The organism is Microbulbifer variabilis, assembly GCF_052468405.1.
Genome location: NZ_CP174343.1, coordinates 1,253,783 through 1,268,770 on the forward strand (window position 1 = coordinate 1,253,783; position 14,988 = coordinate 1,268,770).

Consider the following 14,988-nt stretch of genomic DNA (forward strand, 5'->3'; position numbering starts at 1 on the left):
GGTTGATCACTTCCTGATTAAAAATGGATTAAAGGTTGTTCAGGAAAGAAAAATTTTTTGAATGAAAATGTCATTAATATATGTTTTTTTTGTCAATCGTGAGCAGTTAATCGGCTTGCTAAAGGTAGAGTGGGCAGCCATTTTTTAATTGAAATAATTGCATGAATATTCGGATTTTTTTCTTACTGGAAGATTTGTTGTCATTTTTTGTGGACGAAAAAGATTTAATTTCAGCTCATGTTAATGGTTGGGAACTTTATTCTTAGAGTTCGTTTTGTCTGTTTGTCGCGGATAGACAAAACAAAAAATGTCTAACAATTTTTGACTTTTCTTAATTTCAAGTAGCTGAATAAAAACTTCATCACAGGATTTCAAGATAGTACTTGTCATTATGGAGAGCTAACTTTATAAAATGATCGTCCCATGTAGGTGACCCCGAAAGTTTTTGAAGAGCAACTGGGGAAACCGTAGTTAAAAAATTTAGAATAATTAATTGGACTAAGAATGTTCTCGCTTGCCGACCTGTTCGATAAGGTTGTCGCTAACTCTTGGCATGGAAGCTTGGAAAGCCTGACCGGCGAAAAATTGACCCTCTCACATTGTGAGGAGGCCCTGGCCCTGTTGAAACAGGAGAGTCTAGGTCTCATCAACGGGGATAGGATTGTTGTCAGGGCACACAGCGATATTTTTACTGTAGCCGTTATGCTGGCCGCTTGGCGACTTGGACTGGCCGTAGTGCCAGTTAAAGGTGATGCGAGCGAAGCTGCGGTGCAATCTGTAGCTTCAGACTGTAATGCGAAGGTAATTTTCAAAGATGGTGATGTTGTTTCCCTAGAGACTTATCGCTCAGAGCAGAGACGTTTCGAGTTTTGTGCGCCCCCAGAGGTAACCGGGGTTGATTTGGCACTGATTATTTATACATCTGGTAGCACGGGCAGGCCCAAAGGAATAATGCTCACCCACCAGAATGTGCTGACCTCACTGGAGTCAATCACAGAGTACCTGCGCTTAACTGAGCAGGACAGGATTCTCTGTCTCTCACCTCTATCTTTTGACTACGGTCTATACCAGGTGCTATTTGCCCTCTACAAAGAGTGCACGACGGTCCTCTATGATAAGCCCTTTAATCCAGTTCATGCGTTAAAGGCACTTTCTGAGAATAAAATCACGATATTACCGATCGTTCCTGCCATGGGGGCAGCATTAGTAAAGCTGGTTTCTCTGGTGAAGCCGGATCTTTCACTGCTGAAAAGTATCACCAATACCGGCGGTCACTTATCTGAATATGTGATTCGGGCCTGGAAAGAGTACTGCCCGCAACTCAACGTTTTTTCAATGTATGGACTTACTGAGTGTAAAAGGGCCATGTACCTGGAGCCTGAGCTTTGGGAGGAGAAAATGGGGTCGGTTGGGAAACCGGTTCCCGGTCTGGATGCGCGAATTTTTCAATATGACAGTGACGCAGATAGCTATCGCGAAGTAGCAGAAAACGAAGTCGGTGAGTTGTATGTACGTGGCTCAGCGGTAATGCAGGCTTATTACGATCCGAATGCCCAGGGCGGTGCGACAATTGTGCATGGCCTGTATCGAGATGATAACTGGCTTGCGACAGGCGATTTGTTCAGCAGGGATAATGAAGGGTTTTATTATTTCAAGGGACGTTCCAAAGACCTGATCAAGCAGGCAGGATTCTGCCTTTTCCCTAAAGACCTGGAAAACCTTATTGATGCTTGCCCGCAGGTACACCTCAATGTGGTGATGGGTTCAAAAGATAAATTTCAAAGTGAAATTGCCGTTTGTGTTGTTGAACTGCATGAAAATACGCCGGAAAATCAGCAGCAGTTTAAAGTGTGGTTAAAAGAAAATCTGGATGTTGATTACACACCTCGGGAAATAAAATTTGCTGAGAGCATTCAGTTGACGGCCAATAGTAAAGTGGATAGAAAATTACTGCAGCAAGAGTTTCAGGCCTGAGTTAGAGTTTCTAATTCTGGCTATTTGCAATGATACAAAAATAAAAAGCGCTGAGACTTATTAGTCATCAATACGATTGAAACATAAGCGCATTATAAGAATGACATTGAATTTCTTTAGGGGATACCATGAACGCTTCCTTGGAAAAGCTTGTTACCCAGCTTGACCAAAATAGACAACAATTTTCAACGCCTTGTTACGTATACTCGATTGAAGATGTTGCTAATAATTATCGCAAGCTAAAGGAACAATTGGGTACATCCCTGATTTACTCGTTGAAGGCAAACAGTTGCCTCGATCTCATTGTACGCTGTGGGCATATTTTTGAGGACGGTATCGAGATCGCCTCTGTGGGGGAATTGAATCTTCTACCGAGAGGTGAGAGTCCCCGTTACATCAATAACCCTTCAGCGGACAAAAGCTTTATTCGGGCCGCCATAGCCAGTAAGTGTACTCTGGTAGTAGATAACCTTTTCCAGTTGGAAATTATCAGAGAGTTTCAGGGCAAGAGGCCGATCAAACCCCTGATATTGCGCCTGAATCCAAGCACACTCGATCAGTTTGTAGAGCCTCCAGTTGGAATCCGGAAAGATCATTTTGGTTTGAGTTGGGAAGATGCAATTCGAGCCCTTGAAATCTGTAAGGAGTATGGCCTGGACGTTGCTGGCTTCCATGTTTTCCGCGGATCATATAGTTTTGCCAAGCTTGCTAACTCTACTGCGCAAGCTGCACTAAAAATTGTAGAGACATTTGAGGATTCTCTAGGCTACCCGCTCTCGCTTGTGAACCTTGGAGGTGGCTTCAATTCGAACTGGGAGGATGAGAATTTTGATTTTAACCAATATCGAAGTCTTCTTTCAGAATTTCCTTCCCATATCAGTATTATCCATGAAAGCGGGCGGGCCATTATGGAGTCTGCTGGCTACTTTGTTACTGAAGTGCGCTATGTGAAGTCGATAGAAGGGCGCCGTTACGGTGTTTGTAACGGGGGGATGGCCCAGAATTTTCTATTGGCCAAAACGGAAAGTGCTTTCAAGCGATTCTCGCAACCCCTGGTCTTACGCGAAGGCACTGTAGTTAAACCTGAGGAAGAGGCCGGTAGCTGCTTTTTGGTCGGCACATCCTGTAACAAAGAGGATGTGATCGGTGAGGTTAAAGAGCTTGAGGTAAAGCCTGGAGACCTGGCTATTTTTAGTCATTGTGGTGCTTATAACGCGAGCTATACCGTCGCTCCTTTCCTAAGCCTGCCGTCCGCAAAATCCTACCTGATGGAGTAGTTCATGGAATTGCAATCCATTGCTGGCGGCTTTGTCGCTGACCAGCTCGCATCGATTTCGCCTGTTCCTGCGACCTTTCAGAGCCTGCTGGAGCGGGCCTGTATTCGCTTATTTGATGCCTCGATGATTATTGAAGACCCGCTGACTGACTTGGCTCCGCTTAGGGAGCCCTCAGTAAAGCAGCCTTTAGAGCAGTTTGAGCAGACCTACGTAATCGATCAGATTATTGATAGGGTGCGGGATGAAGGGCTTTCGGGGCATTTCCATGAAATGATCGGGCTTTTTGGCTCCATTATGATGAGCCTGACTGCCACAGATGAGCAATTAGCGCAGGTGAACCATTGGGTAGAGGAGGGGATTTTTGGCCACTTCTTAATGACGGACCCCGGCGGGCCCAGCCTGCAAAGTTGGAAGACTGAGCTTAAGGATAGTGACGAGGGCTTGGTACTCAATGTTAATAAGATGCATGGTATTGAAGCCCAGAAACTTGGGTTTGCCATGGTTGTAGCGAAACAGGCTGCGCGTCCATTTCCAATCACGGTGATGTTGCCCCCTGATCTTTGTGCTGAATTAAAACAGCTACCTGTTGGAAAGCCTTTCCTGGATGGCAGGCTGCAGCTTGGTAATTGTCAAGGCAGTGTGCAAGTCTCTAAAGATATGTTACTCAGTAAGGGGGGGTTGGGTAGTGTTAACCGTTTCCTTACTTTGGTTCGTCCCCGTTTTGTAAAGTCCTTGATGCACTTTGTGCTGTGGTTAAAAGATCAGGGAGAGGTAGAGCTCTCAGTTACAGATCAGGGACATATTGAATACCTCATTTACCTGTGCAACGAGCAGACTTCGGCAACGATCTTTTCAATGCACAGTGTAAACAGGGTATTAGCGACAAAGTTTGCCAGTAATGAACTGCTTCTCGATATAGTGGCTTCTGGCAAGGTAAAAAATAAGGCTCGCCAGCGTGACTTGTTGGCATTTACCAAAATGGAAGGAAGCTCCTACCGCTGCTTTTTCGAGATCTATAGCAAGGCGAAAGGGCACCGGGTATGAGTTTGTATTTGAAGTCTGCCGCTTTCACTCCTATCGAAAGTATTACTTTTTCATCGAGCGGAAGTCTCCGTAGTGCTTTTGCTCACGTCAGTGAAATTCTCTTTGAGCAGAGTACTCGTGTACTTGAAGCAATTTCCCCGGATATAAGGAAAGAGATCGGTCGCCACTTTCTTTGCTCAACAATGATCGAATTGCCCTTTACAACAGGCGCTATTGCGGAGAGTGATTTGAATGTTGTGGGAAAAGAGCAGCATGTCCCTGTGACCAGCTTTGTGAATACTTATGAATGCGCCTCGTGGGGCTATAGCCTTCGTTATTATTTAAAACAGAACCCTGATGCCCGTTATGTCATGGTCAGTATTCTGGATGCCAATGTACTGGACTTAAGTTTTTGGCAGAGTAATGAAAACTGGGGAAATAGCGGATTTGGTCTTTGTACTTTGCTATTGGAAGTGGAATCATTTGAAAAACATGATATCACTGCAAGCTGTGCTGTTACCTATAATACAACCCCCGAGTTTGCAACGATTATCCGAAAAATGGCAGCTGGTAGGGACGACCTCACATTATCATTGCCATTCTTCCCGGAAAATATTCGTCAAATTTTTACCAAATTGCTCAATGGTTTCGAGCAACTGCCCGATTTACATGACAGGTGGGGTCACTGTTTTGGTAGTGATCCCTGGTTGAATATTATCTGTCACGGTGTCAATGGTGATTTTCATCAGCCAAAAAAAATACTGGCCTGTTCTATTGCATTAAATGGCTACTACTGTACGGCAGAGGTGTGTGTTGACCAGCAGAGCACCTTTTATCTGTCGGAGGCAGTATGAGTAAATTGATAGAAATTACTGCTACGCTGGTTCGTAATCCATACCCAGATCTACCTAAGCTCTGTGCAGCCAGGACTTTGCCTTTACATAGGGAAGAGGATTTCGAAGCGATATCTATTCTTCCGGTGAATAGTAACCCGATGATGCTGAACTTTGCCGAGCACTATCGTTTGATCGTCGAGTTGCTCGGTTGTATTAAGAGTTTTGAAGCCAGGATTGATACGTACCTGCTTAGGATACAAATGCCTGCAGGTGGGCGTATGCCTAAAGAGTTTCTCGATGAGAAGGTCTTGATGTTACAGGATGTACGCGCTGAAGAGGCATTCCTTCAACGTGAAGGAAAACCATATATTGCTATTGAAGACACTCTCCCTCGGCATCCATTAGAGGCGGGGAATAATAAAATCCAAATTCGAATTGCCTGCGAGCAGGACCCTTCCGATTTACATTGGAATTTAGTGGAGGGTATTTCAACCAAATTAAAAGCCGTTGGATTTGATGCTGTAGAAACGACAGTCAAGGACAGGACCGCGTAGACATGTATATCAAAAGCCTGTGGTTGGACAATAAAGGGGAGACGGAGCAGCTAGTACAATCGCTGAATCAGTATCTGGATGGTTTTGCTGAACTTCCTGAGCTTATCTATATCGTGTCTGCCGGGGAGGCGAATGTGCTGCTCGAGCAGCGCGTAATGCAGTTTATTACGGAGCTGGAAGAGTCCGCCCACAATATTCTTTTCGTAGGTAGTGCTTGTACCAGCTTTCATGCAGCGATCCTTAGTTATTCACGGCGAGCTGAAGCAGATGCGTTGATTATCAACCTGGAGGTGGGTAAGGAACGTCAGCAGGAATGCCTGGACTCCCTGGGCATAGGCGTGAAAGCAGGACAAGATGGCCTCAGTGTAATTACCGGTGTAGCAGTCACCTGGATTACCAGAAAGTATCACGAGCAGAGCATCTGTCAGATTTCAAGTTGTGACATTTTATCGCAGTCCCCGTCATTGACTGGCGCACACGAGCTGGTAAAGAGTCTAAAGCGAATCATGTCCGTCAATTTCGATGATGCGAGTCAGGTAGTTTCCTTTGATATTGAATCCAAGTGGGCCAAAGGATTATTGAAAGGATTCTCTGGCGCAGAAAGGTCAACCTGGCTGCCAAGTATTGAAAAGGATGGCCTGCATTATTTGAGTATCAAACCGCTAGCTGAGATTAGAAAGTACTTTCTTGAGAAAAAACTTGAGAATCTTTGGCTGATAACACTCGGTGGTGGTGGTAGAGCAGGGTGTATAAAGGTAGTGAGTCCCGCAATCGACCGAGCTAGATTGCTTTCCAGATTGGTCCATACCGAGACGCTGTCTTTGGAGGATGCCTTTTCCGATTTTAGTACGGCGCAGCATATCGGAGATACGTTAGGGCAGGATTACCTTCCACATGTACGTGAAGCCTTGAGTTACCCCAAAAGAAAGTATCGGGGAAGGCACAATCAAATATTTCACTGGGTGCTAAATTCTGGCAGCTGGCGATCCCTTTTAGAGAATCAAGGAGCCAAACATGGGTAGAAATATCTACAAGGCTGATTTAAGGGAATTCAAATTCCTGATTGAAGACCAGTTTCACCAAGCCCGAACCCTGTTTGAGCACCCGCTATATAAAAATTGTACGCCAGAAATATTGGATGATATTTTGTTGCGTGGAAAGCAGTTTTCCTATCAAGTCTTAGGGCCAGGTTATCAGGAAGCTGATGAACAAAGTTGCCACCTTGTAGATGGCAAGGTTCAACTCCCCAGTGCCTTTCCTGAAATGTGGAAACGTTTCAAGGAGGAGTGGGGGAATATGGCTGCTGTGGATGGGGCACAGGATACCGGTCTGCCGCCTTTCGTTATGCAGATGCTCCTGGAAATGTTTATGGGCGCCAACCCCAGTTTTATGACATATGGAGGTTTCTGCCTGCCATCCGCCACTTTGGTAGAAAAGTACGGCAGTGATATCCAAAAGGCGCTCTTCAAGGACAAGCTGGCAACCTCCGAGTGGACTTCCTGTCTTTGCTTGACTGAACCTCAGGCTGGCAGTGACGTTTCCCTGGTGGAAACCAAAGCTACTCGCCAGGAAGATGGCACTTACTTACTAAGTGGTGAAAAATATCTGATCAGCGCCGGTATGCATGACCTCACAGGTAATACCATTTATTTTGTAATGGGCAGAGGAGAGAAAAGCGGATCAGGTACCTATGGGTTATCTTGCTTTATAGTGCCCAAATATTGGGTAGAAGAGGATGGCAGCCTGGGAGCTTTCAATCACGTGGAGTGTATATCCCTGGCTGATAAAATGGGTTTTAAAGGCTGCGCCAATACCCATCTGACTTTTGGCAAAAAAGGCCAATGTCGGGCTTATTTGTTAGGCGACAGAGAGAATGTCGGCCTACTACAGTTTCTCACCCTGATGAACCAGGCCAGGATAAGTACCGGTGTTTATGCACTGGGGATGGCTTCCTCTGCTTATTACAATGCGCTGGCCTATGCCAGTAAGCGTCTTCAAGGCAAGCGGTTCCATGAGAGTTTCAGCTCAACAGCCAGCCGTGTAAATATTGTTGAGCATGTGGATGTTCAGCGTATGTTGCTGGAGATGAAATCCAAGGTGGAAGGCTGTCGTGCGCTGATTGCCAAGTTGACCCTTTCGGAAAGTCTCCTGAAAACTTTTGCCGGTGATGCCGACAGAAAAGCGGAGATAGCCCACCATCAGGGTCTGGTAAATCTACTTACTCCAGTTGTTAAGGCCTATATCAGTGATCAGGCCTGGAGAATCTGCGAGCTGGCGATTCAAACCTGTGGTGGTCAGGGTTACTTGAAAAGTTTGGGTATTGAGCAGTATGCCCGAGATATCAAAGTGCTGGCCATCTGGGAGGGCACCAACTATATCCAGAGCCAGGACCTTATTCGAGACAAGCTCGGCCTGGGCAATTCCAGCAAGCTCTTTCAGGCATATAAGACTGAAATCGACGCATTTATTGGCAGGGCGGCAGACTTCCCACAATTCAAGGGGGAGTTTGATCATCTGAAGCAGTCCTTTGAACACTTGGAGGCAGCCCTGAAGGCTGTTCATGTCTGGGTCCGGACCAAAGAGATGTTTAAAATCCCAGCGTACAGTACACGTATCCTGCACATGATGGGGGATATTACCCTGTCCTGGTTATTACTCGAAGCCGCCTGTGCAGCCTCCAGCAAATTGAGTAAAGAAGATTCAGATAAAGCTTTTTACGAGTCAAAGATACTTAGTGCCAAGTTCTTTATTCGCAATGAGTTGCCCAGAAGCAGGTTTACGCTGGAGGTAATTCAAGACCCTGACTCTTTCTGTGGGGTCGACTCGCCGGTTTGGGCCTCACTGCTCAGTGATGTGGAGTAACTGTAATGAAAGCAGTCGAACAATTAGAAAAAGAATACGACGTTGTCATTATTGGTGGCGGTTGGGCCGGCTTGACCCTTGCGCGCCAGATAAGGCGAGGCAGTAAGGAAATCTCAATCCTTGTTGTAGAGGCCAGCGAGGAGTTTCGGGGGAAAGTTGGTGAAGCCACTGTCGAAATGACAGGCCACTATTTTATGAAGCAACTGGGGTTGGTGAACTACCTATACCGTAATCACTTACCTAAAAATGGTCTGCGTTTCTTTTATGACAAGCCTGATCACAGCTTGTCGCTCACAGAAATGAGTGAGCATGGGACTACCAGCATTCCACCGCATCCGGCCTTCCAACTGGATCGGGCCCGCTTGGAAGAAGATCTGGTGGAGATGAATCGCGCAGATGGTATTGAAGTTGTCATGGGGGTGAAGGCCAAGGCACTCAATATAGAACGAGCAGATAAACGACACTCTGTGCTGGTGTCTGCCGGGGATTACAGTTCGGAGATTTCTACACATTGGTTAGTGGACTGTAGTGGTCGAAACCGATTCACCAAAAAGCATAAAAAACTAACTCGGCAGGAAAATGTGCCTGAACACTTCTCTGCTTGGGGGCGTTTCAAGAATATCCAGGATATAGATTCCATGGGTGATGAGGCTTGGAGAAAACGGGCGTTTGGCCGTTTCCTCTCTACCAATCACTTTGCGGGGGATGGCTATTGGGTATGGTTTATCCCTTTGAGTGGTGGCTACACCAGTGTTGGTATCGTTGGAGAAAAGGCTAAATTTGAGAAACCACCTACTAAGCGCGATAGCTTCCTGAATTTCCTGGCGGAATATCGTGCGATTGCGGAGTTGTTGGAGGGTGCGGAGCTTGTGGATTTCGAGGCCTGGGGCCAGCTAGCTTATCGTGCGGACGAATTTATTTTTCCAGATCGTTGGGCAACTTCCGGCTTTGCTTCTATGTTCCTGGACCCGCTATTTAGTGGGGGGGGCGATATGATCGCCCTGTTCAATGATCATATTTCCAAATACATTCTTATGGATCTTTGTGAATCTGACAGAGATAAAGCTCAGGAAGTACTGGATCATCAGTTACCGGTTGCCAACCAAACAGTAAAAGAGTTTTACCAGGGACTTTATGCACATGTGGCTAATGTGTATCCGGTCATTGACTCCGCCGAACTGTGCTCGCCGCTACTGGCTTACAATACCGCGGCCTATTTCTTGGAAATAGCCTGGGATTATATGTCTGGAAATTACCTTGACCAGGAATACTGGCAACGCAAGAGCTACCTGCGTCGCGGCTATATGGCTCTTGAATTAATACTGCAAAAGCAGCTGATAGATACCGCTGAAGTACTCAAGTCCGAGGGGCGCTACTACCGCCGAAATGATGAGGGCTTTTTCGAATCTGGAGCCGATCATTATAAGTATTTTGTTTACTTGATGGGTACCAGTGGCAAAGATGGGTGGCGTATTGATTTAAGGGTCAAGCTCTGGGTGGAGATGTTCCTTAAAGTAATCGAAGCTAAATTGGATCTACCGATGCTTGCCAGTAGGATGGTTGTGCAGCAAAGTATTTTATTGCCGGACCTTTTGGAGAGGCCCAACCTGAATGTTGGGGACAAAGATTGGCTCCTGAATAAAATCTCAGACAAATTATCCGAAATGCTCTCCGAAGAAACCGAGTTCCCGGTTCAGGCTAAGATTAATGAAGATACCTTTCACACTGATATGGTGAACGTTGTGGACCCCTCAGGTGATCTCACTGAAGTTGAGCTTGAAAAGCTTTCTAAGAAAGCCAAGGCACTCTGGGGGCAAACTCAGGAATATATAGCCATGCCGGGTATGGTGCCTGTATTTCTGGCATTTGCTCGTAGCCAGCCTGATAGCATTATGGATTCAGTAATAGACCAGAGGAAAATGCAGGGTATGAATCGAGAAGTCTCTGAAATTAATGTTGTGGAGGCGGTGTGATTCAGGAGTTTTTTAAGGCCAGGGATGGTAAGAGCCTGGCATTTCGCTGGTTACCAGCGGATGATACTGAGACTGCACTAATTTGTATGCACGGTAGTACTTTTAGTAGCCAGTGGTATCTGATGTTTGGACGTATGTTGCACAGGCAGGGGATGACCATTTGTCTACCCGACTGGCGTGGCCATGGCAAAAGTGAAGGCCGTCCAGGTGACCTGGACTATCCAGATCAATTACAAGACGATCTGCATGATTTAATTAATCACCTGAAACAGCGCGGAGTACGTCGTATTATTTTGGGGGGTCACAGTGCAGGTTCTCTTGCGTGCTTAAGATACCTTGGGATATATGGTACCCAGGACATAGTGGGTTTCTTCGCTATTGCTCCGCCATTAACCCAGGCAGAGGAAACCAGGAAGTACGATATTGCTACCTCAGGCCTTGAGTACTTTATCCGTTACTTCCGCAAGAGAAGACATGCACGGCCGATGGCGGGTCCTGAGCAACAAAATTTGCCTAAAATAAATCTGTGGAAGTATTGGCTGGCAATGCTCTTTCCTGTTTTCAGGCGGATGGCTGTGCTGAGCTTTCCTCCAGTGGGGTCGGATGCCGGTAACCAGGGTAGAGTTCTTGATTGTAGCTTTAATCTCCTGAGCGCTTATACAATCAAAAGATATACGGATCTGTTTGCCAGTCTGGATATTCCGTGCCACATCACAGTCGGTGAGCATGATGAGGTGGTCGACGCTCATATTCTGTATACAGTGATGAACTGGTATATATCTCCCCAGGTTGAGTCTTGTCTGACCGAGATTCCAAAAGCCACGCATATGTCAGCTATTTCGGCATCGGCCAAACCACTTTCCAGCTGGTTGGATAGGGTAGTTGAGCGTCAGCTGGAGGCAAGCCTGTGAAGCAAATGGTTTACGATGTTCCGGGTGTGGAATCCGTAACTCTGGCAGTTGGAGCAGAGCTTTCCCTACTTAATTTATATCCTGCCAAATACAAAAAGTCAGAAGCTATTCCACTTGTAGATCATGACTCTGTGATTCAGCGAAGTGATCGCAATAGCTTTCATATTAAGCTTGGCAAATCATTCAGTTTGCCCCTTTATCACTTCCTCTTTAATGAACAGTTATATATAGGAAGATGTCTATCTTCTTTTATAGCGGTGGGTGCCGATAAAGTTGATCCTCATTATTTAATCGAACTGGAATACTTTGGTTTTCCGACAGGGCGAAAAAGCCTGCTGAAAAATGTCCATATGCTTTTTCCTGGCGATGAAGTGATGATTAATGCAGAAGAGCTTATTTGGCTGGATGAAACCTTGCCGGAGCAACCGGGTTTACATGCGACTTTGGTGAAACCTCAAGCAAAAGGGGATGTAGTTTACAACCTTCTGCCCAAAGTGGCTGCGGACCTGTTTTCTCCTTTCGATCATGTATTTTTTGCCGAAATTTCACAGCAACTACAAGACAATGAAGATTCGGTTCTTGAAATATCCAAAGATAGTCTGCCGAAAAATTTTGGGCTTAATAAAGAAAGGGCTGATGTCTTTAATGGAGCCCACAAGTCCAACGTAGTTGAGGGGGTTGATCTACAAGAATACACCGATCAGATCAATGGCTTAATCAAGTCAAGCTGGGAGGCTTCGGGAAGTAAAGAGTCCCTAGGTTGCTATCTGGCAGAGCAGTTTTACTATCCATTTATTCTGTTCCAGCTCAATACATTAGCTGCTGGAGCTGGTAAGGAAATCAGGGTTGTTGAATCAGCAAATCAGGAAAACAGTGTAGCGCCGGTATTTTCTTTGGACGATGCCCCAATAGTAAATGTCTATGAATCATTTCAAAGGGTGTTCTTTTACGGTAACCAGTGGCTTTCTCGCGTATGGTTTTTTATTCCACCCATGATTAGTGCCAAGATTATTAAACGGCAACAGAAATATTCCGGCGGTGAACAGCATATATGTATATATGCCCTTACTCTGGATTATTTGTTGCGATTCTATCCCTTAAAAGTTGGTAATGTTATTGGAGATTAGGTATGTCTACAGCAGTCGTAGAGAGCAAAGTACAGGAACTCTGTGAGCAGATAGCTCTTATGCTGAATGTTGATTCCGTCGATGCGGATACTCCCATCGCTGAGCTTGGTGTTGATTCACTCAATATTGTTGAAGTGATACTAATTTGTGAACAGCTTTATCCTGGAGTTATGAGTCCTGAAAATCTGGTGTTTGATGAACACACCACTCTTAAAGAAATGGATAACCAATTACTTGAGAATTCTGTCGAGATGTAAATCTCTTATAGGGGGGTAGCCCATGTTAAAGAAAGTGCTAACAATTCTAATAAGCAGCCTTTTTATCGGAAATATTGTTGCCTGGTTTTCAGGGGCAGCTCCCATAGATTTTAAAAAGGTCGCTTATAGTAAATCAGAAACAGAGCAGTTGCAGTTCCTTAAGGCGGAGCTTGAACAGGATCAATCTGACACAGAGTTGATGCTGCAGCTTGGTCAACTGTACAGCTATCACAATGAAATAGATCGAGCAGATGAGTTATTGAGCCTTGCTTACCAGAAAGATCCTGACAATATGCTGGTTAAGGCTGCCTACTTCTCTAATGACGGGAAGCTGGCCGGGGCTATGTTTGATCCCGTTATGGGGATCTACAAGCTCTATCGGCTGCGTAATGCGATGAGCCAAGTGGATGCGGCCGCAGTACAGGCGAACTCTGATTTTAATGTACGCTTGGTTCGTTTACTGACTTTCTCTTTTGTTGGTGAGATCAGCGGTCACTTTGATCGGGTCTTTGAAGATGAAGACTGGTTTAATGCGGTAATTGATGAAGACCCTGCGGCTTTACCTGCTGAGGTCAGGCAGCTGGTATATCTCGCTCTTGCCAATGCCTATTGGGTTAAGGGGCAGGAAGATAGTTCCGAGTTTAGTATAGCCTCTGACTATTTTCAGAAGGCAGAAAGTCTGGCTGACTGTCCCTCGACAATGCAGGATGCTTGCAAGCAATTAAGTCAAATGGTTGTAACCCTGGGCAAAGCCTAATGCTGGTTGAACTTAATAATGTATCTAAACGCTATGCGATGGGTGATGTTTGGGTGGATGCGCTCAAAGAAATCACTCTTTCCCTGGATAAAGGCGAATTTTTAGCTGTTAAAGGCCCGAGTGGCAGCGGAAAGAGCACCTTGCTGAATATTTTGTCTGCACTTGATCAGTGCGATTCCGGCACCGTTCAGGTAGGGGGAGTTAATGTCGGGGCGTTGGGCGAGCACAAGCGCTCGAGGTTCCGCAACCGGCATATTGGCATCGTGTTTCAGTCCTTTAACCTGATACCGGTACTGACCGCTTTGGAAAATGTGATGTATCCACTGACTCTCAGGGGGGTGAAAGATGCAAAGCCGCGGGCTTTACAGGCACTGAAAGATGTCGGTCTAGAAAAGCAGGTTAATCAGAGGCCTACACAACTGTCTGGTGGGCAGATGCAACGGGTAGCCATAGCCCGGGCGATTGTTACACGGCCCGATATTGTGCTGGCTGACGAGCCTACTGCAAATCTGGACTCAAAAACCTCTGAAAATATTATGGCGTTGATACAGAAACTGAATAAGGAGCAGGGTGTCACCTTCGTTATATCCACACACGATAATTATGTGACCAGCCTGGCTTCCAGAGTTATTACTATTCTGGATGGAAAATTAGTGGGAGATAGTCTTGCTGAAAATAGGCAGGCCAATAAATATTCAGAAACTGTTCTTGATGAGTCGGGGGTAGAGGTATGAAGTTATTTGCTCAGCAATATGCTCTGAGATTTTTTGTTATCTTTTTTATTTTAGCCAGCCATCTATCAAAAGTATGGGCTGAAGAATATATACAACCCACTGAGATTCCCCCTGAGAATAGTGAGCGGGCTTTACTGATAGCTGGATTAAATGAAAATTCCACCCCGGAACAAAAAAAAGTTGCCTACTTAGCCGAGCTGGCATTGCTCACTTCCTCGGCCGATACACAAGTGGCACAAGTGGAATTGCTGGAAGAGAAGATCACTCAATTACTGAAGTCACAGGATAATGATTCAGAACTAAGTGCCGCCCTGGGTTCAGCGATCTCGTTTCGATCCAGTTTTTATACAGACCAGCTGGCAAAGCTTTCCTTATTCTCAAGAAGGGGAAATCGCATTATGGATAGAGCTGTTAAACAAGCCCCCTTTGACTTGGGTGCCCGGTTACAGCGCGGCATCAGCTGTGCAAATATGCCGGCGTTCCTTCGTCGAGCCCGCTATGCGGTTGAAGATCTAGAACTGGTTCAGCAACAAATAGGTGGGAAATATGGCGAAGAGTTCCAGGCATTTGTCGAGTTCTACCTGGCGCAGGCCTATAGTCGTAATAAGCAGGCAGAGAAGGCCCGAAGCCTTTGGGCAAAGCTGGCGGGCTCTGAAACCAATTGGGCGCAAAAGTCTCGCCAGGCGCTGGAGAAGTTGTAACC

Annotated in this window: 14 protein-coding genes; all 14 read left to right on the top strand. The window is 45.8% G+C overall.

Annotated elements, in window-relative coordinates; genetic code table 11:
• Window positions 1–504: 504 nt before the first annotated feature.
• The 14 genes from ACJJJB_RS05975 to ACJJJB_RS06040 all read left to right on the top strand — a co-directional run bounded on the left by ACJJJB_RS05975 (window position 505) and on the right by ACJJJB_RS06040 (window position 14,986).
• Window positions 505–1,974: a class I adenylate-forming enzyme family protein gene (locus tag ACJJJB_RS05975; RefSeq protein WP_282950924.1), complete on the top strand. Its 1,470-nt coding sequence runs from the start codon at window positions 505–507 to the stop codon at window positions 1,972–1,974.
• A gap of 128 nt (window positions 1,975–2,102) precedes the next feature.
• Window positions 2,103–3,251, top strand: a complete 1,149-nt coding sequence (locus tag ACJJJB_RS05980) for a type III PLP-dependent enzyme domain-containing protein (RefSeq protein ID WP_445365888.1) — start codon at window positions 2,103–2,105, stop codon at window positions 3,249–3,251.
• Between the two features lie 3 nt (window positions 3,252–3,254).
• Window positions 3,255–4,295: a hypothetical protein gene (locus tag ACJJJB_RS05985; RefSeq protein ID WP_020415015.1), complete on the top strand. Its 1,041-nt coding sequence runs from the start codon at window positions 3,255–3,257 to the stop codon at window positions 4,293–4,295.
• 8 nt (window positions 4,296–4,303) lie between these two features.
• Window positions 4,304–5,128 carry a hypothetical protein gene (locus ACJJJB_RS05990; RefSeq protein ID WP_445365889.1) on the top strand — a complete coding sequence of 275 codons (825 nt, stop codon included), beginning with the start codon at window positions 4,304–4,306 and terminating at the stop codon, window positions 5,126–5,128.
• Entirely contained in the window at window positions 5,125–5,664 is a 540-nt protein-coding gene (locus ACJJJB_RS05995; protein ID WP_445365890.1) for a hypothetical protein, read from the top strand. Before ACJJJB_RS05990 ends, ACJJJB_RS05995 begins: the two co-directional genes overlap by 4 nt.
• Before the next feature lie 2 nt (window positions 5,665–5,666).
• Window positions 5,667–6,686 carry a hypothetical protein gene (locus ACJJJB_RS06000; RefSeq protein ID WP_020415018.1) on the top strand — a complete coding sequence of 340 codons (1,020 nt, stop codon included), beginning with the start codon at window positions 5,667–5,669 and terminating at the stop codon, window positions 6,684–6,686.
• The gene (locus tag ACJJJB_RS06005; protein WP_445365891.1) at window positions 6,679–8,526 is read left to right on the top strand and encodes an acyl-CoA dehydrogenase family protein; all 1,848 of its coding nucleotides are present in this window, start codon (window positions 6,679–6,681) and stop codon (window positions 8,524–8,526) included. The genes ACJJJB_RS06000 and ACJJJB_RS06005 overlap by 8 nt, the downstream gene beginning before the upstream one ends.
• A gap of 5 nt (window positions 8,527–8,531) precedes the next feature.
• Entirely contained in the window at window positions 8,532–10,499 is a 1,968-nt protein-coding gene (locus tag ACJJJB_RS06010; RefSeq protein ID WP_445365892.1) for an NAD(P)/FAD-dependent oxidoreductase, read from the top strand.
• Window positions 10,496–11,410, top strand: a complete 915-nt coding sequence (locus ACJJJB_RS06015) for an alpha/beta fold hydrolase (RefSeq protein WP_445365893.1) — start codon at window positions 10,496–10,498, stop codon at window positions 11,408–11,410. The genes ACJJJB_RS06010 and ACJJJB_RS06015 overlap by 4 nt, the downstream gene beginning before the upstream one ends.
• A complete protein-coding gene (locus ACJJJB_RS06020; protein WP_445365894.1) occupies window positions 11,407–12,537 on the top strand; it encodes a hypothetical protein in 1,131 nt (376 codons plus the stop codon). The genes ACJJJB_RS06015 and ACJJJB_RS06020 overlap by 4 nt, the downstream gene beginning before the upstream one ends.
• Before the next feature lie 2 nt (window positions 12,538–12,539).
• Window positions 12,540–12,794 carry an acyl carrier protein gene (locus tag ACJJJB_RS06025; protein ID WP_020415023.1) on the top strand — a complete coding sequence of 85 codons (255 nt, stop codon included), beginning with the start codon at window positions 12,540–12,542 and terminating at the stop codon, window positions 12,792–12,794.
• Window positions 12,795–12,816: 22 nt separating this feature from the next.
• Complete coding sequence (locus ACJJJB_RS06030; RefSeq protein WP_282950912.1) at window positions 12,817–13,551, top strand: tetratricopeptide repeat protein; 735 nt, start codon at window positions 12,817–12,819, stop codon at window positions 13,549–13,551.
• Window positions 13,551–14,285, top strand: coding sequence for an ABC transporter ATP-binding protein (locus tag ACJJJB_RS06035; RefSeq protein WP_020415025.1), 735 nt, complete (start codon window positions 13,551–13,553; stop codon window positions 14,283–14,285). Before ACJJJB_RS06030 ends, ACJJJB_RS06035 begins: the two co-directional genes overlap by 1 nt.
• Window positions 14,282–14,986 carry a hypothetical protein gene (locus ACJJJB_RS06040; protein ID WP_445365895.1) on the top strand — a complete coding sequence of 235 codons (705 nt, stop codon included), beginning with the start codon at window positions 14,282–14,284 and terminating at the stop codon, window positions 14,984–14,986. The genes ACJJJB_RS06035 and ACJJJB_RS06040 overlap by 4 nt, the downstream gene beginning before the upstream one ends.
• The last annotated feature ends 2 nt before the right edge of the window (window positions 14,987–14,988 follow it).